At 53.6% G+C, this 18,312-nt stretch carries 20 protein-coding genes; 12 read left to right on the top strand and 8 right to left on the bottom strand.

Annotation, left to right across the window (positions count from 1 at the left end; genetic code table 11):
- The first annotated feature begins 9 nt into the window (after nt 1-9).
- Both ydfG and GXP72_RS10475 read left to right on the top strand, forming a co-directional pair.
- Nucleotides 10-756: a bifunctional NADP-dependent 3-hydroxy acid dehydrogenase/3-hydroxypropionate dehydrogenase YdfG gene (ydfG, locus tag GXP72_RS10480; protein ID WP_023292548.1), complete on the top strand. Its 747-nt coding sequence runs from the start codon at nt 10-12 to the stop codon at nt 754-756.
- A 91-nt stretch (nt 757-847) separates the two neighbouring features.
- Entirely contained in the window at nt 848-1,534 is a 687-nt protein-coding gene (locus GXP72_RS10475; protein WP_090417139.1) for a GntR family transcriptional regulator, read from the top strand.
- Nucleotides 1,535-1,567: 33 nt separating this feature from the next.
- On the opposite strand, the gene GXP72_RS10470 is transcribed toward GXP72_RS10475, so the two are convergent.
- Nucleotides 1,568-1,999, bottom strand: a complete 432-nt coding sequence (locus GXP72_RS10470) for a universal stress protein (RefSeq protein WP_208763827.1) — start codon at nt 1,997-1,999, stop codon at nt 1,568-1,570.
- 287 nt (nt 2,000-2,286) lie between these two features.
- Between GXP72_RS10470 and ydfZ the strand changes: the two genes are divergently transcribed.
- Entirely contained in the window at nt 2,287-2,490 is a 204-nt protein-coding gene (gene ydfZ / locus GXP72_RS10465; protein WP_014883679.1) for a putative selenium delivery protein YdfZ, read from the top strand.
- Nucleotides 2,491-2,533: 43 nt separating this feature from the next.
- On the opposite strand, the gene GXP72_RS10460 is transcribed toward ydfZ, so the two are convergent.
- From GXP72_RS10460 to GXP72_RS10440, 5 genes are all read right to left on the bottom strand, one after another.
- Nucleotides 2,534-3,997, bottom strand: a complete 1,464-nt coding sequence (locus GXP72_RS10460; protein WP_208763826.1) for a mannitol dehydrogenase family protein — start codon at nt 3,995-3,997, stop codon at nt 2,534-2,536.
- 219 nt (nt 3,998-4,216) lie between these two features.
- A complete protein-coding gene (locus GXP72_RS10455) occupies nt 4,217-5,584 on the bottom strand; it encodes an MFS transporter (RefSeq protein ID WP_208763825.1) in 1,368 nt (455 codons plus the stop codon).
- 73 nt (nt 5,585-5,657) lie between these two features.
- Nucleotides 5,658-6,677 (bottom strand): Zn-dependent oxidoreductase, encoded by a 1,020-nt coding sequence (locus GXP72_RS10450; RefSeq protein WP_208763824.1) that lies wholly within the window; start codon nt 6,675-6,677, stop codon nt 5,658-5,660.
- A 12-nt stretch (nt 6,678-6,689) separates the two neighbouring features.
- Entirely contained in the window at nt 6,690-7,904 is a 1,215-nt protein-coding gene (gene manD, locus GXP72_RS10445) for a D-mannonate dehydratase ManD (RefSeq protein ID WP_023292552.1), read from the bottom strand.
- A 111-nt stretch (nt 7,905-8,015) separates the two neighbouring features.
- A complete protein-coding gene (locus GXP72_RS10440; RefSeq protein WP_048989542.1) occupies nt 8,016-8,342 on the bottom strand; it encodes a YnfA family protein in 327 nt (108 codons plus the stop codon).
- Nucleotides 8,343-8,494: 152 nt separating this feature from the next.
- On the opposite strand from GXP72_RS10440, the gene GXP72_RS10435 reads away from it, so the two are divergent.
- A complete protein-coding gene (locus GXP72_RS10435; protein WP_028017573.1) occupies nt 8,495-8,833 on the top strand; it encodes a DUF1283 family protein in 339 nt (112 codons plus the stop codon).
- Nucleotides 8,833-9,393 carry a spermidine N1-acetyltransferase gene (gene speG, locus GXP72_RS10430; RefSeq protein ID WP_024909098.1) on the top strand — a complete coding sequence of 187 codons (561 nt, stop codon included), beginning with the start codon at nt 8,833-8,835 and terminating at the stop codon, nt 9,391-9,393. Before GXP72_RS10435 ends, speG begins: the two co-directional genes overlap by 1 nt.
- A 17-nt stretch (nt 9,394-9,410) precedes the next feature.
- On the opposite strand, the gene GXP72_RS10425 is transcribed toward speG, so the two are convergent.
- A complete protein-coding gene (locus GXP72_RS10425; RefSeq protein ID WP_048989545.1) occupies nt 9,411-10,121 on the bottom strand; it encodes a YnfC family lipoprotein in 711 nt (236 codons plus the stop codon).
- A gap of 104 nt (nt 10,122-10,225) precedes the next feature.
- On the opposite strand from GXP72_RS10425, the gene GXP72_RS10420 reads away from it, so the two are divergent.
- The 5 genes from GXP72_RS10420 to GXP72_RS22620 all read left to right on the top strand — a co-directional run bounded on the left by GXP72_RS10420 (nt 10,226) and on the right by GXP72_RS22620 (nt 14,972).
- The gene (locus GXP72_RS10420) at nt 10,226-10,495 is read left to right on the top strand and encodes a DUF1161 domain-containing protein (RefSeq protein ID WP_024909100.1); all 270 of its coding nucleotides are present in this window, start codon (nt 10,226-10,228) and stop codon (nt 10,493-10,495) included.
- 131 nt (nt 10,496-10,626) lie between these two features.
- The gene (gene ynfE / locus GXP72_RS10415; protein ID WP_061715343.1) at nt 10,627-13,065 is read left to right on the top strand and encodes a selenate/tellurate reductase subunit YnfE; all 2,439 of its coding nucleotides are present in this window, start codon (nt 10,627-10,629) and stop codon (nt 13,063-13,065) included.
- Nucleotides 13,066-13,158: 93 nt separating this feature from the next.
- Nucleotides 13,159-13,773 (top strand): Tat proofreading chaperone DmsD, encoded by a 615-nt coding sequence (dmsD, locus tag GXP72_RS10410; protein WP_032651140.1) that lies wholly within the window; start codon nt 13,159-13,161, stop codon nt 13,771-13,773.
- Nucleotides 13,774-13,929: 156 nt separating this feature from the next.
- Nucleotides 13,930-14,499: a hypothetical protein gene (locus GXP72_RS10405; protein ID WP_073961563.1), complete on the top strand. Its 570-nt coding sequence runs from the start codon at nt 13,930-13,932 to the stop codon at nt 14,497-14,499.
- A gap of 248 nt (nt 14,500-14,747) precedes the next feature.
- On the top strand, nt 14,748-14,972 hold the full coding sequence (locus tag GXP72_RS22620) for a hypothetical protein (RefSeq protein WP_024909104.1): 225 nt from the start codon (nt 14,748-14,750) through the stop codon (nt 14,970-14,972).
- Nucleotides 14,973-15,106: 134 nt separating this feature from the next.
- Here GXP72_RS22620 and GXP72_RS10400 read toward each other — a convergent pair whose 3' ends face one another.
- Entirely contained in the window at nt 15,107-16,828 is a 1,722-nt protein-coding gene (locus GXP72_RS10400; RefSeq protein ID WP_024909105.1) for a SulP family inorganic anion transporter, read from the bottom strand.
- Between the two features lie 298 nt (nt 16,829-17,126).
- On the opposite strand from GXP72_RS10400, the gene GXP72_RS10395 reads away from it, so the two are divergent.
- Entirely contained in the window at nt 17,127-17,528 is a 402-nt protein-coding gene (locus tag GXP72_RS10395; protein ID WP_090417150.1) for a cell envelope integrity TolA C-terminal domain-containing protein, read from the top strand.
- A 360-nt stretch (nt 17,529-17,888) separates the two neighbouring features.
- Complete coding sequence (locus tag GXP72_RS10390) at nt 17,889-18,272, top strand: Insecticidal toxin complex protein tccz (protein WP_208763823.1); 384 nt, start codon at nt 17,889-17,891, stop codon at nt 18,270-18,272.
- The last annotated feature ends 40 nt before the right edge of the window (nt 18,273-18,312 follow it).

The following is an 18,312-nucleotide window of genomic DNA, read 5'->3' as shown; positions in this document are numbered from 1 at the left end:
AACAGTGAGATGATTATTTTAGTTACCGGGGCAACGGCAGGTTTTGGTGAAAGCATCACGCGTCGCTTCGTCGCCAACGGGCACAAGGTTATCGCGACCGGCCGCCGTCAGGAGCGTTTACAGGAGCTCAAAGACGAACTAGGCGACAGCATCCTGACCGCGCAGCTGGACGTGCGTAACCGCGCAGCGATCGAAGAGATGATTGCGAATCTGCCAGCAGAATGGCGCGCCATCGACGTGCTGGTCAACAATGCCGGTCTGGCGCTGGGCATGGAGCCTGCCCACAAAGCCAGCGTGGAAGACTGGGAAAACATGATCGACACCAACAACAAAGGGCTGGTCTATATGACCCGCGCGGTGCTGCCGGGCATGGTCGAGCGCAACCGCGGTCACATTATCAATATCGGTTCCACCGCCGGGAGCTGGCCTTACGCGGGCGGCAACGTCTATGGCGCGACGAAAGCGTTTGTGCGCCAGTTCAGCCTTAACCTGCGGACCGATCTGCACGGCACCGCCATTCGCGTCACCGACATCGAGCCGGGCCTGGTGGGTGGCACCGAGTTTTCCAACGTGCGTTTCAAAGGCGATGACGCGAAAGCGGACAAAACCTATGAAAACGCGAACGCCCTGACGCCGGAAGATGTCACCGAAACGGTCTGGTGGGTGGCGACGCTGCCAAAACACGTCAACATCAATACCGTAGAAATGATGCCAGTCAGCCAGAGTTTTGCCGGACTTAGCGTCCATCGTGGCTAAATCGACCCTTCCCGGCCTGCGGGCCGGGTCTGTTTCGGATTATAAAAGAATGGTAGTATGTTCGGGCTAACTCTCTGAGAAATGACAACTCATGGCCGCTGAATCGCAACTCAATCCCACCCAGCCCGTAAACCAGCAAATCTATCGCATTTTGCGACGTGATATTGTCCATTGTCTGATCCCACCGGGAACGCCGCTTTCAGAAAAAGAGGTCTCCGTGCGGTTTGACGTTTCCCGGCAGCCGGTGCGTGAAGCGTTTATTAAGCTTGCGGAAAACGGTCTAATTCAGATCCGCCCGCAGCGCGGCAGCTACGTCAACAAAATCTCCCTCTCTCAGGTGCGCAACGGCTGTTTCGTTCGCCAGGCCATTGAATGCGCGGTGGCGCGGCGTGCCGCAACGCTCATCAACGACAACCAGTGTTACCTGCTGGAGCAGAACCTGCATCAGCAGCGGATTGCGATTGACCGTAAGCAGCTGAATGACTTCTTCCAGCTTGATGATGAATTCCACCAGAAACTGGCGCAGATTGCCGATTGCCAGCTTGCATGGGACACCATCGAGAACATCAAGGCCACCATCGACCGCGTGCGCTACATGAGCCTCGATCACGTCTCCCCGCCGGAAATGCTGCTCCGACAGCATCATGATATTTTCAGCGCGCTGGAAAAACGCGATGCGGACGCTGTGGAAAAAGCGATGACGCTGCATCTGCAGGAAATTAGCGAGTCCGTGCAGCTTATTCGTCAGGAAAATAGCGAGTGGTTTAGCGAAGAGTGATATTCGCCGCCCCTTTCGGGTGCGGCGATGGGTTTAGCGAACGACTAATACCGGAATTGTGGCGTAGCGCAGGATAGATTCCGCATTTGATCCCAGAAGATGGGTAGTGATGCCCGGATTTTTCGACCCGATGACAATCACGTCATATTCCCCTTCCTTGCTCAGCCTGATAATTTCATCGCGGACGTTGCCAAAGCGAACGAGGGTGTCAATTTTCTCCGGCGAGATATCGAACAGTCTTTTTAACGCGTTCATTTTCTTCCCGGATTCTTCAGTCATATATTCTTCGAACTTTTTAATATCGGCGTTAAATCCGCGCAGCAGGGACCGACTGCTGGCCGGCAGAATATTGACCAGGGTAATCGAGGCGCCCTCTGCCTTTGCAAGGTTTGCCGCGTGGCGAACCGCTTTGTCGCTCGAATCCATTTCAAACACATCAACAGGCATCAAAATCTTCTTATACATAAGCCTGACTCCTTATTCCGATGAAAGGGTTATTTCCTGTACCCAGAATGGCACCGGGAATATAAACCAACCCTCAACGCTTCCCTGTCGAAACTATCAATTAATGAAAATAACGGTCTGCTTTGTAAATTGCTGTCGTGAATCGTCAGCACCCAACACAATAAAGAAAAAAGTGTGAGTTTGATCAAAAACAAAAACATGTGATGCAGACAGGCGTATTTATATGCTCCGTGAACGGCAACCCTGAAATAGCGCCGTAACGAACAGGTTAGAGAGGAGAAAATACCATGATGACATACGACCGTAACCGCAATGCAATCACCACCGGCAGCCGCGTCATGATTAGCGGCACGGGCAAAACTGGCGTGATTAAAGCGATCCACAGCGACGGGCTGGATGCCGCGCAGGTGCGCCGCAGCAAAACGGTTGAAGTGGAGGGATGCGAAGGTAAGTTCGAGCCGATTGAGCTGATTCGCCTGGGGATGCACTAAGCTGTGCGTAGACATGCCGCCGCGAACGGCGGCATGTGCTGAATTACCGTTGAGAGACGTACTGGGCCACGGTCGCTTTCGCACCCTTTTGCAGCAGCGTCTGGTACGCCTTCATCACCGCATCAACAAAGACGGCTTCACGCGGTAACTCTTTGCCGAAGATGGCCTCGATACCGAGCAGCGCCTTGACCCGGCTTTCCCCTTCCGCACTGCCCTTCACCGCCGCCTGAATCACCGCCAGCTGCGGATCGCTCACGTCAATAGCGTTACCCTGCTCGTCCACGCCGCCAACATAGCGCATCCACCCTGCCACGCCCAGCGCCAGAAGTGGGAAAGGTTTCTGATGCACAAGATGCCAGCGCACGGAGTCCAGCATACGCTGCGGGAGCTTCTGGCTGCCGTCCATCGCAATTTGCCATGTCCGATGGCGCAGAGCCGGGTTGCTGTAGCGGGCAATCAGGAGATCGGCATAACGACCTAAATCAACGCCTTTGACCTTCAGCGTAGGCGCCTGCTCGTCAAGCATCAGCGCGTGCGCGGCGAGGCGGTAGTTCTCATCTTCCATACAGTCGTTGATATGCTGGTAACCGGCCAGATAGCCCAGATACGCCAGGAACGAGTGGCTGCCGTTGAGCATGCGCAGCTTCATCTCTTCAAACGGGATCACGTCCGACACCAGCTCGGCACCAGCTTTTTCCCATTCCGGACGGCCCGCAACAAAGTTATCTTCGATCACCCACTGACGGAACGGTTCACAGGCTACTGCCGCCGGATCGCGCACGCCGGTCAGCCGTTCGATTTTATCCAGCGTGTCGGGGGTGACCGCGGGCACGATGCGATCCACCATGGTTGACGGGAAGGTGACGTTAGCCTCGATCCAGTCCGCCAGCTCACCGTCTACCGCCCGGGCATACGCGCAGGTGACATTGCGCATCACGTGACCGTTCTCCGGCATGTTGTCACAGGACATCACGCTAAACGCCGGCAGACCCGCCGCTTTGCGACGCGCCAGCGCTTCCACGATTACACCCGGCGCAGATTTCGGCTGGTGTGGGTTTTGCAGGTCGGCGACGATAAACGGATGATCGAGCATCAGTTGCCCGGTCGCCGGTGAGTGGCAGTAGCCTTTCTCGGTGATGGTCAGCGAGACAATCGCCACCTGCGGTTCACACAGCGCTGCCAGCACCGTCTCCAGCCCGTCTACCTGCGCATGGAGGGCCTTTTTGACCACGCCCACCACGCGGGAGGTCCACGCATCGGCAGACATCTCCGCCACGGTATAGAGATTATCCTGCGCGTTCAGATCGGCAATCTGCTGCTCGCCGCCAATCAGGTTAACCTCACAGTAACCCCAGTCGCTGCCGTGCTCAGCGGCGAGGATATCGGCATACACTGCCTGATGCGCCCGGTGAAATGCGCCAAAGCCTAAATGAACGATGCGTGCTTTAAGACTGTCGCGATCGTACTGAGGCAGCGTCGCGTTGGCCTGTAATAAGGTATTTTCCATGATTAAGACTCGTTAATTAGAAAGCTGTGGATCGCTGCCGCTCCTTCTGAAGCGGCAGCGCATGCTGACTACACCAACTAGAATGGCAGTTGGGGTAAAAAATAACTGCCATCAACCATACTGATACTGACGTTTGAGATTTTGATTTATATTAACTTTTGCTCATGTGGTGTGACATAAACATAAAGTTGTGTGATAAATCACTCAAGATATAAACCATCAGCGCCGCGAGGAGATTGCGCCGTAACCCACACGCTCTTCTGGTGAGGACTCCGCTGCGTCTTGCGCCGCGCTCAAATCACGGTCGCGCACTTCCGGCATCAGGATCGCCGAGAGCAGCCCAATCACGGAATAGGCCACCAGCATGGCAACAATCGGCCACCAGGAGCCGGTCATATTGCAGAAGATCCCCGCCAGTACCGGACCAAAGCCCACAGCTACCAGACCGCCCGCCTCTTTCGAGATGGCCATACGGGTAAAGCGATTTCGCGAGCCAAACATCTCCGCCATGGTGATATTTTCCAGCGCGAACAGACCCAGAACGGCGAAGTTATGGATAACGATGATAGAGAGCATGATCGTCCCCGGCGCATAGCTCTTATCGACAATGATCGACAGCATCGGGTAGGCGAGCAGAATGGCGGAGATATTGAGGATAATGTACGGCAGACGGCGCCCCACTTTATCGGAAAGCCAGCCCAGCAGCGGGATGGAGATAAACCCGAGAATGGAGCTGATCATCAGCGCATCGGTAGGGATGGCCTTATCGAACAGCAGCGTCTGGACCAGATAGCCCGCGAGGAACGTCTGGATCAGACCCGAGTTGCCCGCCTGGCTGAAACGCAGGCCAGTCGCCAGCCAGAAGGATTTGCTTTTCACCATTGAACCGAGCGATGTGTCCGGCTGAACGGTTTGTGCATCGTTCACTTTCTCAAAGACCGGGCTCTCCTTGAGGTTCATCCGCAGCCAGATGGCAAAGATCATCACCACGACGCTGGCGAGGAACGGCACGCGCCAGCCCCAGGCGAGCAGCTCTTCACGGTCAAGGACAAAGAACATGATGGCCCAGATCGCCGTGGCGCTTAGCGTCCCGCAGTTAGTGCCCATCGCCACCAGCGAGGAGATGATGCCGCGCTTTCCTTTCGGCGCGTACTCCGCCAGCATGGTCCCGGCTCCGGAAATCTCAGCCCCGGCCCCGAGCCCCTGAATAATGCGCAGCGTCACCAGCAGAACCGGGGCAAAAATCCCGATCTGCGCATAGGTCGGCAGGACGCCAATCAGCGTGGTGCAGATCCCCATCATGGTGATGGTGATGAACAGCACCTTCTTACGGCCAATGCTGTCGCCCATTCTGCCAAAGATAAAGGCGCCGACAATGCGCGCAATATAGCCTGCGCCGTAGGTCCCCATCGCCAGGATCAGCGCCATCGCGGCAGACTGTTCGGGGAAGAAGATCTCATGGAAGACCAGGGCAGCCCCCAGCGAGTAAAGCTGAAAGTCCATAAACTCCAGAGCGGTGCCGAGCCAGCCTGAAACGGCGGCTTTCACCAGATCGGCAGTGGATCGTTGCGGTTGTGCTTGTGTCATGATGGCTATCTCTGAAAGGTAAGATGCGAACCACATAGAGCCTGTCTGCGCAGGCCCTTAATCGCGTAAATGATTATTGGCCGAACGTGAGCAAGACTTTGCAGCACTGCCGCTGATCTTTCTCAAACAGTTCGATGGCGTCTGTTACGTGGTGATAGTCAAAAGTATGGGTGATCAGTTTTTCCGGGTCGATCAGCCCCCTCTTCAGCCAGTCGATGACGACCGGGAATTTGTTGGCATTGAGGCGCGAGGAGAAGATCGCCAGCTCTTTGCCGGTAATGCCCTGCTGAACAATCTGGCTCGGCTCGCTGGAGAAGCCCATCAGCACGATGCGCGCCGCCGGAGAGGCCAGGGTTATCGCTTCCTGCAAAATAGATGGATGGCAGGCGGCATCAATGATTAACGTCGGTTTGATGCCTTTTTCCTCCAGCGCGTCCTGCAGCGACTGCTCGCCGTTATTCAACACCCAATCCGCGCCGCTGCGCCGGGCCATCTCAAGGCGCTCGTCTATGCGGTCTACCACGATAACCTGCTTGACCTTATAGACGCCTTTCAGCGCCTGCACGGTGACCAGCCCCATAGGGCCAGCGCCGTAAATCAGCGCGACGTCCTGTTCCGTCGGTTTCGCCTGCCCCGTTACGTTGGCGGCAATGGTAAAGGGCTCAACCATGACGGCGTGTCGGTCGGGAATGTCATCCGGGATAGGCCAGGCATTTTTAGCGGGCACTGCCGCATATTCGCTGAAGCCGCCGTCACGGTGAACCCCCAGCACCACCAGCGAGGTGCAGACGTTCGGTTTTCCGACGGAGCACGGATAGCAATGCCCGCAGCTGATCACCGGGTCAACCGAGACGCGCTGGCCCAGGCGGGCACTGTCTACGCCCTCGCCCACGGCGTCAATCACGCCAAAAAATTCGTGGCCGATGACGCGTGGATACTTCGCAAACGGATTATGGCCGCGATAGATGTGGCTGTCCGAACCGCAGATCCCCGCCAGCGTGATTTTGACGCGGACTTCGCCTGCGCCTGGCTCCGGGCGTGGCCGCTCTTCAATCACCAGTTCGTTCGGCTGTTGAATCACTACGCTTTTCATCGTTCGCCCCGTTTACCAGTTCCACAGCGTGCCGTCTTCAAGACGGGCTACCGGCAGATAGGCCGGATCGTAGGGGTATTTCGCTGCCAGTTTTTCATCAAACTCGATGCCCAGCCCCGGCTTGTCGCCCGGGTGCATATAGCCGTTATCAAAGCGCCAGCTGTGCGGGAAGACCTCCAGCATCTGTTCGGAGTAGCCCATATATTCCTGCACGCCAAAGTTTGGCACCCACAGGTCGAAATGCAGCGCGGCGGCGTGGCAAACGGGCGAGAGATCCGACGGGCCGTGCGAGCCGGTGCGCACCTGATAAAGCGAGGCGAAGTCGGCGATGCGACGCATCCCGGTAATGCCGCCCGCGTGGGTAATGGTGGTGCGAATATAGTCGATAAGCTGCTCTTCGATGAGCTGCTTGCAGTCCCAGATGCTGTTAAACACTTCCCCCACCGCAATGGGCGTAACGGTATGCTGGCGGATCAGGCGGAAGCAGGCCTGGTTTTCCGCAGGCGTTGGGTCTTCCATCCAGAACATGCGGAATGCTTCGATGCTCTTGCCGAAGCGCGCCGCTTCGATTGGCGTCAGGCGGTGGTGCATGTCGTGCAGAAGATGTTCATTAAAGCCGAATTTACTGCGCACCGCGTCGAACAGCTTCGGCGTGAAATCGAGGTATTTTTCGGTGGACCACAGCTGCTCTTCCGGCCAGTCACCTTTGGTCGCAGGCTCGTAGGCCAGCCCCTTCCCTTTGGCCATGCCGTAGGTGGTTTTCATGCCCGGCACGCCGCACTGCACGCGGATCGCCTTAAAGCCCATTTCTTTATGACGGGCGTAGTCTTCCAGCACGTCGTCAATGGTGTGCCCGGTGGTGTGGCAGTAGACCATCACCCCTTCCCGGGAGGCGCCGCCCAGCAGCTGGTAGAGCGGCATGTTGGCCGCCTTGGCTTTGATGTCCCACAGCGCCATGTCCACGGCGGAGATGGCCGACATGGTGACCGGTCCGCGACGCCAGTAGGCGCCCTTATAGAAAAATTGCCAGATGTCTTCGATGCGGTGCGCATCGCGGCCAATCAGCTGGGGGCAAAGGTGATCCTTCAGGTACGAGGCAACGGAGAGCTCGCGCCCGTTCAGCGTAGCGTCACCGAGGCCGACAATCCCCTCATCGGTGGTGATTTTAAGGGTGACAAAGTTCCGCCCCGGGCAGGTAACAAACACGTCAGCCGCGACAATCTTCATAATTCCTTTCCTTACATCGTTCATTGTGATGCTGGAAATTTACCCATCAACCCTACTACCATACAAGTATAATGATCATAAAATCAGCTAACGATCACAAAACCCGGGGGGTCACGCGCGCCCCCATCCCGCCACAATAATCAGCATACCGCACAGGGCAATCAGCGCCCCGGCCCAGTCGTATGCGCTGAGCTTGACGCCGTCCACCACGCGTAACCACAGCAGCGCAGTACACACATAAACACCACCGTAAGCGGCGTAGACGCGCCCACTGGCCGCCGGATGCAGCGTTAACAGCCAGACAAACAGGGCCAGCGCGACGCTTGCCGGGATGAGCAACAATACGGTTCCTCCCTTCTTCAGCCAGAGCCAGGGCAGGAAGCAACCGATGATTTCGCATAGCGCGGTGGCAAAAAAAAGCAGCGTCGTTTTAAGCATATTTCACGTCAGGTGAGGATTTATTTAACCATCATACCTGATGATGCCCTTTACTTTTCCATACTTGCTCCGCGGGTATGCCGTCATTTCGCTTTAGTGTAGAATCTGTACGGGGTAACTTGATTATCTGCACCCATTTAAAAGGAAACGCTATGACCACATTAAGCAAACGCCTTTGTCTGACAGCCCTGCTGGCGCTGTCATCGTTCGCCTTTGCCGCCTCTGCGACAGCGGAAACCAGCAAGCTCGTTATTGAGTCTGGTGACAGCGCGCAAAGCCGCCAGAACGCCGCCATGGACAAAGAACAATGGAATGACACCCGTAACCTTCGTCAGAAGGTCAACAAACGTGCTGAAAAAGAGTGGGACAAAGAAGATGTCGCTTTTGACGCGCGCGATAAGTGTCAGCAAAGTGCAAACGTCAATGCCTACTGGGAGCCTAACACTCTGCGCTGCCTGGATCGCCGCACTGGCCGCACGGTAGCCCCGTAATGTCTGGATCCTGCGACGTTAAACTCCGTCCGCTGGAGCGTGAAGACCTTCGTTTCGTCCACCAGCTCGATAATAATGCCAGCGTGATGCGCTACTGGTTCGAAGAGCCTTACGAGGCGTTTGTCGAGCTATCCGATCTCTACGATAAGCACATTCACGATCAGAGTGAACGTCGGTTTGTGGTGGAGTGTGAAGGCGAAAAAGCCGGTCTTGTTGAGCTGGTTGAAATCAACCACGTTCACCGTCGGGCGGAGTTCCAGATCATCATCTCCCCTGAGCATCAGGGAAAAGGCCTTGCCTCACGGGCAGCGAAGCTGGCAATGGATTACGGATTCAACGTTCTGAATCTCTACAAGCTTTACCTGATTGTGGACAAAGAGAACGAGAAAGCGATCCATATCTACCGCAAGCTGGGCTTTATGGTGGAAGGCGAGCTGATTCACGAGTTCTTTATCAACGGTGAATACCGCAATACCATTCGCATGTGCATCTTCCAGCATCAGCATCTGGCCGGGCACAAACCGTCAGGCGCCAGCCTGCTGAAACCAACCGCGCAGTAACCTGCGCGGCTTTATTCTCAGTAATAATCAATCGTGTTCTTAATGGTGTACTTGCGCTCAACGGCGGGTTTGACGCTGTCGTCGGTGATCGTCAGATCGCAGCTCACCGGGTTATTGTGGCGGTCGTAATCGCAGCTCTGCTTGACGTTACCCAGCGGCTTGTCATTCAACATGCTCACCGCCGAGTAATCCATTCTTTTGCGAACATCTTTAGACGGCGTCGACTGGACGGACAGGTGCTGATCGCCGGAGACGGTGGTTTTGCCCAGCGGATAGCCATCCGCATCGTAGCGATACTTCACCTCCATCTCTTTGCCGTGCGCCGCCACCACAAAACCATTGTCGTCGGTATCCCACGTCACCCCGGCTGACGGCAGTTCGGCCAGTTGGCATTTCCCCTGGAGCTTCACTTTTCGCTGCTGGGTTTCTGCGTCAAGATAGTAATTGGCATCCAGCACCAGCGCCACGCCGGTGTTGGCCTCCAGGTCGTGCAGCTCCAGCGTATCGAAACACCCTTCTGTCGAGACGGTGCCGGTGACCCGTTTGGACACTTCGCCCTTCTCGTTGAACAGCGTCTGAGTAAAGTCTTTGACCGGGCCGCGCAGCGGATCAAAATCAAATTCGTTCGAAAAACTCGCCATCTCGGGCGTAAACGACAGCGGCGCGGAGCTGTTGTCGCACCCCACCAGTGTTGCTGCCAGTAGCGTTATCGCTGCGTATTTCTTCACATTTATTACCGTACAGGGAGATTATTCCCAATCATATTAGCAAATACAGTTGTTTACACGAAGCCTGCTAAAATTAATCTCTACACAGAGAAAAGGAGCTACAGATGAAACGGTTACCCTGGATTACCGCCCTGCTGTTAATGAGTGCCTCAACGGCCGCGCTGGCGGCACCGGATTCCTGCGAGCGCGTGAAAAGCGACATTCAGCAGAAAATTATCAATAACGGCGTGCCTGAATCAGGCTTTACGCTGAGCATTGTGCCTAACGACCAGGCCGATCAGGCGGGCACGCAGGTGGTGGGCCACTGCGCGAACGACACCTTTAAAATTTTGTACACCCGCACAGGCAGTGGTGCGGCAGCTGAACCTCAGTAATTGACCCTCAATCCCCTTTGATTTGATGAGGATTAATATTTAGTCCCCCCAAATCAGTAACACTCACCCCATCATTAGCCCGGATATCATTTCGGGAAAAATAATACGCAATTATAATGATGGGGTGAGCCATGTCCGATATTGAACATCACGGCGGAATTAGCCGTCGAACTCTCGTGAAATCTACGGCGATAGGTTCTCTGGCGCTTGCCGCTGGCGGGATCTCGCTTCCGTTTGGTTTAAAAAGCGCCGCCGCCGCGGTGAAGAACGCCGTCCAGCCGCCTGAAGATACCGTGGTGTGGGGCGCCTGCTCGGTCAACTGCGGCAGTCGCTGTGCGCTGCGTCTGCACGTGCGTGACAATGAAGTGTACTGGGTCGAAACGGACAACACCGGCGAGGATATTTACGGTAACCATCAGGTGCGCGCCTGCCTGCGCGGACGTTCAATTCGCCGTCGTATCAATCACCCTGACCGTCTGAACTACCCGATGAAGCGCGTGGGCAAACGCGGTGAAGGCAAGTTCGAGCGCATAACATGGGATGAGGCACTGAACGCCATCACCGCCAGCCTGAAAGACGTGGTGGCCAAATACGGTAACGAAGCGGTGTACATTAACTATTCCTCCGGCATTGTCGGCGGCAATATCACCCGCTCCTCCCCTTACGCTTCGCTGGTGGCGCGCCTGATGAACTGCTACGGCGGTTTTCTGAGCCACTACGGCACCTACAGCACGGCGCAAATCGCCTGCGCGATGCCCTATACCTACGGCAGCAACGACGGTAACAGCACGTCCGACATCGAAAACACCAAACTGGTGGTCATGTTCGGCAATAACCCGGCGGAAACGCGCATGAGCGGCGGCGGGATTACGTACTATCTGGAACAGGCTCGCGAGCGCTCCAACGCGCGCATGATCGTCATCGACCCGCGCTATACCGATACGGCAGCCGGGCGCGAAGATGAATGGATCCCGATCCGTCCGGGTACCGATGCCGCCCTGGTGGCGGGTATTGCCTGGGTGTTAATCGACGAAAACCTGGTCGACCAGCCGTTTCTGGATAAATACTGCGTCGGCTATGATGAAAAAACGCTGCCGGAAGGCGCGCCCGCTAACGGTCACTACAAAGCGTATATTCTCGGCCAGGGTGATGACCACACGGCGAAAACGCCAGAGTGGGCCTCACGCATCACCGGCATTCCGGCGGATCGTATCGTTAAGCTTGCCCGCGAAATCGGCTCCGCGAAGCCGGCCTACATCTGTCAGGGCTGGGGACCACAGCGCCAGGCAAACGGCGAGCTGACGTCCCGCGCCATCGCCATGCTGCCTATTCTGACTGGGAACGTGGGGATCAACGGCGGTAACAGCGGCGCGCGTGAGTCAACCTACACCATCACCATTGAACGTATGCCGCTGCCGGACAACCCGGTCAAAACGCAAATCTCCTGCTTCAGCTGGACGGACGCCATCGCCCGCGGGCCGGAGATGACCGCCCTGCGCGATGGCGTGCGCGGGAAAGATAAGCTGGACGTGCCGATTAAGTTCATCTGGAACTACGCGGGCAACACCATCATCAACCAGCACTCCGATATCAATAAAACCCACGAAATCCTGCAGGATGAAAGCAAGTGCGAGATGATCGTGGTCATCGATAACTTCATGACTTCGTCAGCCAAGTACGCCGATATCGTGCTGCCGGATCTGATGACCGTCGAGCAGGAAGACATCATTCCGAACGATTATGCTGGCAATATGGGCTATCTGATTTTCCTCCAGCCCGTGACCGCGCCGAAGTTTGAACGCAAGCCGATCTACTGGATCATGAGCGAAGTGGCGAAACGCCTCGGACCGGATATCCATCAGAAATTTACCGAAGGACGCACACAGGAACAGTGGCTGCAGTACCTGTATGCCAAAATGCTCGAAAAAGACCCTCAACTGCCGTCCTATGACGAGCTGAAAAAAATGGGTATTTACAAGCGTAAAGATCCAAACGGACACTTCGTGGCCTATAAAAAATTCCGCGAGAACCCGGAAGCCAATCCGCTGAAAACACCATCGGGCAAGATTGAAATATACTCCAGTAAGCTGGCGGAGATTGCGGCCACCTGGGAGCTGGAAAAAGATGAAACCATCAGCCCGCTGCCCGTCTACGCATCAACCTTCGACGGCTGGGACGCGCCCGAGCGTGCGCAGTTTCCGCTGCAGCTGTTTGGCTTCCACTTTAAGGCCCGTACCCACTCGAGCTACGGTAACGTCGACGTGCTGAAAGCGGCCTGCCGTCAGGAGGTCTGGCTTAATCCCGTCGATGCCGAAAAGCGCGGCATCAAGAACGGCGATACGGTGCGCGTCTTTAATCGTCGCGGCGAGGTGAGAATTGAAGCAAAAGTGACGCCGCGCATCATGCCCGGCGTGAGCGCCATGGGCCAGGGCGCCTGGCACGACGCCAATATGAGTGGCGATCGTATCGACTACGGCTCATGCATCAACACCCTGACCACGCACCGCCCTTCACCACTGGCGAAAGGCAACCCGCAGCACACCAATCTGGTACAGATCGAGAAGGTGTAGCGGGTGAATGGCTTGACCGTAGTTTATTCTATGGTTTGTATGATCGTTTAACACCGTCGCGCGGACACCCTCCGCGCGAACAAGGAAGATGTAATGAAAGACGTCTCACATCGTGAATCGTTCGCGTTCAGCGCCCGGGTGTTGGGTGCGCTGTTTTATTTCGCACCAGACAGCGAGCAGGCCGCGCCGCTGGTGCAGGCCCTCACTGCGGGCGAATGGGTTCAGGACTGGCCCCTGCCTTCGGAAACGCTGCGACCCGTAGCCGATACCTTTGCCGCTTCTGCCGACGAACCGCTGACGGACGCCTGGCAACGACTGTTTATTGGCCCTTACGCCCTGCCCGCTCCACCGTGGGGCTCCGTCTGGCTGGACCGCGAATCCGTGCTGTTTGGCGACTCGACCCTCGCGCTGCGCCAGTGGATGCGGGAGAACAATATCGCATTTGAAATGCAGCAGAATGAACCGGAAGATCACTTCGGGACATTACTGCTGCTGGCGGCATGGCTGGCCGAGAACGGCCGCGAGGCGGAGTGCGCTCAGCTTCTGGCGTGGCACCTGCTGCCGTGGAGCACCCGTTTCCTGACGGTGTTTGTCGAGAACGCCAACCATCCGTTTTATATCGCGCTGGGTAAGCTTGCGCAGCTGACGCTTGCGGACTGGCGATCCGGGCTGCTTATTCCGGTTGCGGAAAAGACGCTGTATCGCTAAGGGGTGTGGCTTGCTCGCGGTTGGCGGGCAAGCTACGGTCAAAAGAGGAGGCTTAAAAAATTTAACTCGAAACAGGAGGCATATTGAATTTAATAATATAAAATAGCTTTTCCTGGTAAGGTCAACACTTTCGTTTGATACATACAAAACAAAACCATGACTAAAAATTATTCCTTCGAAGATAAACGCAAGAAATTATTTGTTACAGCCGTGATATTCATCGTTTTAGGTGGATGGCTCTGGTATATGTCATGGGCATCTGGCATCTCCCATAATACTATATTAAAAAAATCCGTTCCTGAATGGATGACATATATTTCACTTGGCGTTTTGATTGGAACAATTTTTGTTATGCGCGCTTTTTATCTGCGCACTTTTAACAAAACATTAGAATATATTGCCAATGCTTTTTTTAGCGGCTTTTGCCTTGGTTTTGTATTGAGCTTAAATTGTTATGATATTTATGTCTATCTCTTTCCGGACAAAACAATTGGCTATGAATCTGAATATGAGGTTGTCTTTCCGGGGCCTTCGAGAGGTAAGTATGGCCATTGTGAAGCGGGTCTCTGGTTAAAAGATCAGAACACCAACAGATGGATACAGCTTTGTACAAACAAAGAATATTTGCACAGCCACCGTAAGCAGGGAATGACTGGGGTATGGGTAACGGCTCGTGTGAATAATATTGGAAGTTATATTGTGAATTATGAGTTTATTTATTTGTAGGCACTACCCTATCTATTTTTGTTCCGGTGAATATGAATGGCGCTCAAGGTCCGCTCCTTGCTTGTAGTCGTCAGCCTGATACGTCGCACCACAGATTGCGCATTCACAGCGGAGAAACCGGCTATGGGCAGGGTCATCTCAAAATCGAATCAGGGTAAATTTCATTCATACCCCCACATTTAGTGGTAGATACGTGACGACTGTTCATCTATTCTGCTTTTTCAGCGAGCAAGCCGGATTCATTTTTAGTGGATAATCCCATATTTCAGAAAACCATCATTATCTTTATTCTCATCCTGTGGGTAATAGACGAAGTCAGGAGAAAGAAAAAAAAGCGTTATGACTCCGCTATAGCAGAGGCTAATGCCAGAGAACGCTATGAATGGCGCTATCTCAGATGGGGTTGGCAGGCAATACGAGTGGCGGCGGCAGTGTATATCTTTGTTCAGCTGATTCAGTTTTTACTGAGATAGATGGCAGAAGAAAGTAAGACAGGCAAGGAACATCTCACTGTCCAGGCCAACAGTAGCTGAGCCTCGGTGGTAGAAATTGTGAGGGTTCCCTGCCTGCCAGTAGCATGCGTTACAAGCCTTTAACCAGTATTTGGTTATGTATCACCGACTGATTCCCCCTCACTCGCACTCTCTTTACTTTGAATGAACCGAAGTGCCAGGTAGAGGTCTGGCGCCAGAATCATGTCATCGTCATTCATCGTTGGCCGACTGTCTTTAAACCAGCGTGTTAATTCCGTTTTCCTGCCCGCGAGGATTAATTTAATCTGTCGACCTTTCAGGTCACGCTTTAACTCATTAATGGTTGCCAGGACACTGATGTCTGAATAGGTGAAGCAGGCAACGGCATCAATCACCACCCATTTAGGCTGTAAAGCGGCACCATCAACCAGGTTCAATACCCGGCGTTTAAAATAAGCCACATTAAAATAGGTCAACGGTGAGTTAAATCGATACATCAGTACGCCCGGAACCATTTTAATATCGGTGGTATTCCCTAACGAGTGAATCATTCCATCTTCATCAGTGCCCAGCAGGTGCTCAGAGGGACGAAACACCGTACGAAGGAACTGTAACAGCCCAAGCAACACCGCAAGGCCGATCCCCTGGATAACGCCGATAATTAACACACAGCCAAAGGTGAAGAAAGCCAGGCGAAATGCCTGTTTATTTCTGCGCCTCAGGTTCCATAGCCCTCGTAAATCAATCAATGACCACGATGCATACATTAGAACAATACCTAACGCAGATACCGGAATGTATTGTAATGGTTGAGTGAAAAATACCACGACGATACCGATGAGTAAGGCTGCGACCACGGAAACCAGCTGACTTTTCCCACCAACCGAATCATTAACCGCGGTCCGGGAATCGGCGCCACTGATAGCAAACCCCTGAGATAACCCAGACATAATGTTCGCAATACCCAGAGCCCGGAACTCAGCATCAGCATTAATTTCATAGCCATTTTTTGCGGCGAAACTGCGGGCGGTCAGCATCAGACTGACAAAACTCACCAGGGCCAGGTTCAGCGCCGGGATCACTAAATCACGCATCGGACCGGGCTGGAACGCCCCCCAGTGAACGACGGGTAAACCAGACTGGAAGCCATCCCCACCGATAGTGGCAATACCATACTGTTGCGCAGATGTCCCCCATACCAGTGCCGTTGTTATCACAATGGCAATTAAAGGTGCTGGCCACTGGCTGCGGTACGTTTTGATAACCATTAAAATAATTAACGTTATAAGCGATATCCCTATCGTTAATAAATGGCTGTCCGAAAGTCGGCCTGGCAAGGCCATTATTTTCTCAATAACCTGCGCTTCATCTAGCTTGATCCCAAAAACCTTGCCTAATTGCCCGACAATAATCGTCACGGCTACGCCATTCAGCAAACCCGTAAGAATGGGATGAGAAAGCAGATCGGCAAGTGCCCCCAGGCGAAATTTACTGGCAAGGAGGCACCACCCGCCCATCATCAATGTCATGATGATCGTCAGTTGCCAGTGCAGTTCGGGGTTACCTGCAGAGAGAGGAAACACGACGGCCGCAATCACCGCGCAGGTCGTGGCATCAGGGCCAACAATAAGCTGACGTGAAGAGCCAAACAGTGCATAAGCTATCATCGGTAAAATGCAGGAATACAGCCCTACTATTGCCCCAACCCCCGCCAGCTCAGCATAAGCAATAGCAACGGGTAGCGCGACAGCCGCAACGGATAACCCGGCTTTAACATCATGTTTTAGCCAGCTTTTATCGTAGGCTAACAAATTTTGTAGCCCTGGCATGTAGTTCAACAATAGCTTTCCGACCACGTTATTCTCCGGACATTAATATTACCCACGAGATGTTGGCACACTTTTATGTGAGGTTCTGGCTTTCAAATGCTCCGGACGGAGGCCCCGCCGCTCAGGTCCTGTAAATGCTTAACCATTTTATTATTCTGACTGGTGTTAAACATAGTTCAAAAACGAACGGTTAGTCGGAGGTGGAACCGGCAGCCAGGTCGCCGACGTTGTAACCCGTTATTGGTAGTTGAAAAGAGGCCAGGAATTACGGAAGAATATTTAAACAATACTGAAGCTTAAATGGATTGCGGGGTAAGAAGTGGGAATGTCTCAAGCAGTAAAGAAAATCGCTATGGTAGCTATACTGGTGAACCTGGCCGCGGGATGCGTGCCGCTACACCCTTCCGGTTGCCATAAGACCACGGCTACGGGTAATTGCGGTTCAGGACGCTGGGACGATCGGGATGAATGGGGCGCGCAGGCGCGGGCAATCAGGGCGGCAATAAACGCCGAAATTGAAGAGCCACAAAACTGGAAAGGGAAAAAATGCAGGTTGCATATGGAATTTGCTCAGGATGGCACACCTTTAAGCATCTCAACCAGTAACGGCAATAGAGCCTATTGCGAAGCGATAAAATCAGCCGCCCATAAAGCCAAATTCCCGGCCTTCAGCAATCCAGAAGTTTATAGAGATTTTCAAAAATCCGGCTTCGACATGCGCGGTTAGCATCATGATTATGTTTTGAATGGCGCGCTTTGCTCAACTCCGCCATGCTGCTTCAGGCCATGTACTCTTTATGTCATGAGTGGATTTTTTGATAGTTTCAGTAGGACTGTATTTCAGCATAATGCACCTGTCTGTAAACATATTGGTGAACCTGTCCCCTGGATAGAGTAACTGACAACATTTCTTGGGCTGACATGCGTGCCTCTGACATCAACTATGAGAGCGATTGCATACTTCCGCTCCTCGATCCAAACTGACCTACTATTTCTCCAATGTCAGGTTTGCGCCAGAAGCAGACGTTGATAACGTTGATATAAGTTAATTTATGGGGAGCAGGTCAACGAACAAAAGGAGAAGAAGATGCAAATCAAGTTTGGGGTGTTGTTACTCGCAGTGCTTGTGCCATTGACATCGACTGCAGCAAAAGGGAGTTTGTTTTTTTCGGTCGGTAATGAGAAGACTTCTTTTTCCCCTGGATGTGTAAAGTCAATTGATTATGTAGAGAAGGATGAGACAGGTGCAGAGAATTTAATCTTTAGTTTTTCCGATGAATGTGGCAAAAGGTTGTCGGAAATGACCCGACAGAATATAGGAAAGCATATGGCCATCGCCTACGATCATAATAAAATTACTTCCGCTATAATTTCCTCGCGTCTGAGTACCAGTTTCAGAGTATCCACAAAAGACATACCAAGAATACTGTTGATGCAAATAGTTAATGATTATGATGGTGTTCGTGATTAACCAGAAAAAAGCGGCAAACAATATTTTACTTGGCAATGAA

Origin of the sequence: Enterobacter sp. SES19 (assembly GCF_011765665.1) — a bacterium.
Classification (GTDB): domain Bacteria; phylum Pseudomonadota; class Gammaproteobacteria; order Enterobacterales; family Enterobacteriaceae; genus Enterobacter; species Enterobacter pseudoroggenkampii.
The sequence above is the reverse complement of the archived record's forward strand: the minus strand, read 5'-3'. Positions and strand labels throughout refer to the sequence as shown.

Excerpts from the sequence above, each read along its gene's own strand:
- ydfG (WP_023292548.1), top strand. The coding sequence starts at position 10 with ATGATTATTTTAGTTACCGGGGCAACGGCAGGTTTTGGTGAAAGCATC.
- GXP72_RS10475 (WP_090417139.1), top strand. The coding sequence starts at position 848 with ATGGCCGCTGAATCGCAACTCAATCCCACCCAGCCCGTAAACCAGCAA.
- GXP72_RS10470 (WP_208763827.1), bottom strand. The coding sequence starts at position 1,999 with ATGTATAAGAAGATTTTGATGCCTGTTGATGTGTTTGAAATGGATTCG.
- ydfZ (WP_014883679.1), top strand. The coding sequence starts at position 2,287 with ATGATGACATACGACCGTAACCGCAATGCAATCACCACCGGCAGCCGC.
- GXP72_RS10460 (WP_208763826.1), bottom strand. The coding sequence starts at position 3,997 with ATGGAAAATACCTTATTACAGGCCAACGCGACGCTGCCTCAGTACGAT.
- GXP72_RS10455 (WP_208763825.1), bottom strand. The coding sequence starts at position 5,584 with ATGACACAAGCACAACCGCAACGATCCACTGCCGATCTGGTGAAAGCC.
- GXP72_RS10450 (WP_208763824.1), bottom strand. The coding sequence starts at position 6,677 with ATGAAAAGCGTAGTGATTCAACAGCCGAACGAACTGGTGATTGAAGAG.
- manD (WP_023292552.1), bottom strand. The coding sequence starts at position 7,904 with ATGAAGATTGTCGCGGCTGACGTGTTTGTTACCTGCCCGGGGCGGAAC.
- GXP72_RS10440 (WP_048989542.1), bottom strand. The coding sequence starts at position 8,342 with ATGCTTAAAACGACGCTGCTTTTTTTTGCCACCGCGCTATGCGAAATC.
- GXP72_RS10435 (WP_028017573.1), top strand. The coding sequence starts at position 8,495 with ATGACCACATTAAGCAAACGCCTTTGTCTGACAGCCCTGCTGGCGCTG.
- speG (WP_024909098.1), top strand. The coding sequence starts at position 8,833 with ATGTCTGGATCCTGCGACGTTAAACTCCGTCCGCTGGAGCGTGAAGAC.
- GXP72_RS10420 (WP_024909100.1), top strand. The coding sequence starts at position 10,226 with ATGAAACGGTTACCCTGGATTACCGCCCTGCTGTTAATGAGTGCCTCA.
- ynfE (WP_061715343.1), top strand. The coding sequence starts at position 10,627 with ATGTCCGATATTGAACATCACGGCGGAATTAGCCGTCGAACTCTCGTG.
- dmsD (WP_032651140.1), top strand. The coding sequence starts at position 13,159 with ATGAAAGACGTCTCACATCGTGAATCGTTCGCGTTCAGCGCCCGGGTG.
- GXP72_RS10405 (WP_073961563.1), top strand. The coding sequence starts at position 13,930 with ATGACTAAAAATTATTCCTTCGAAGATAAACGCAAGAAATTATTTGTT.
- GXP72_RS10395 (WP_090417150.1), top strand. The coding sequence starts at position 17,127 with ATGTCTCAAGCAGTAAAGAAAATCGCTATGGTAGCTATACTGGTGAAC.
- GXP72_RS10390 (WP_208763823.1), top strand. The coding sequence starts at position 17,889 with ATGCAAATCAAGTTTGGGGTGTTGTTACTCGCAGTGCTTGTGCCATTG.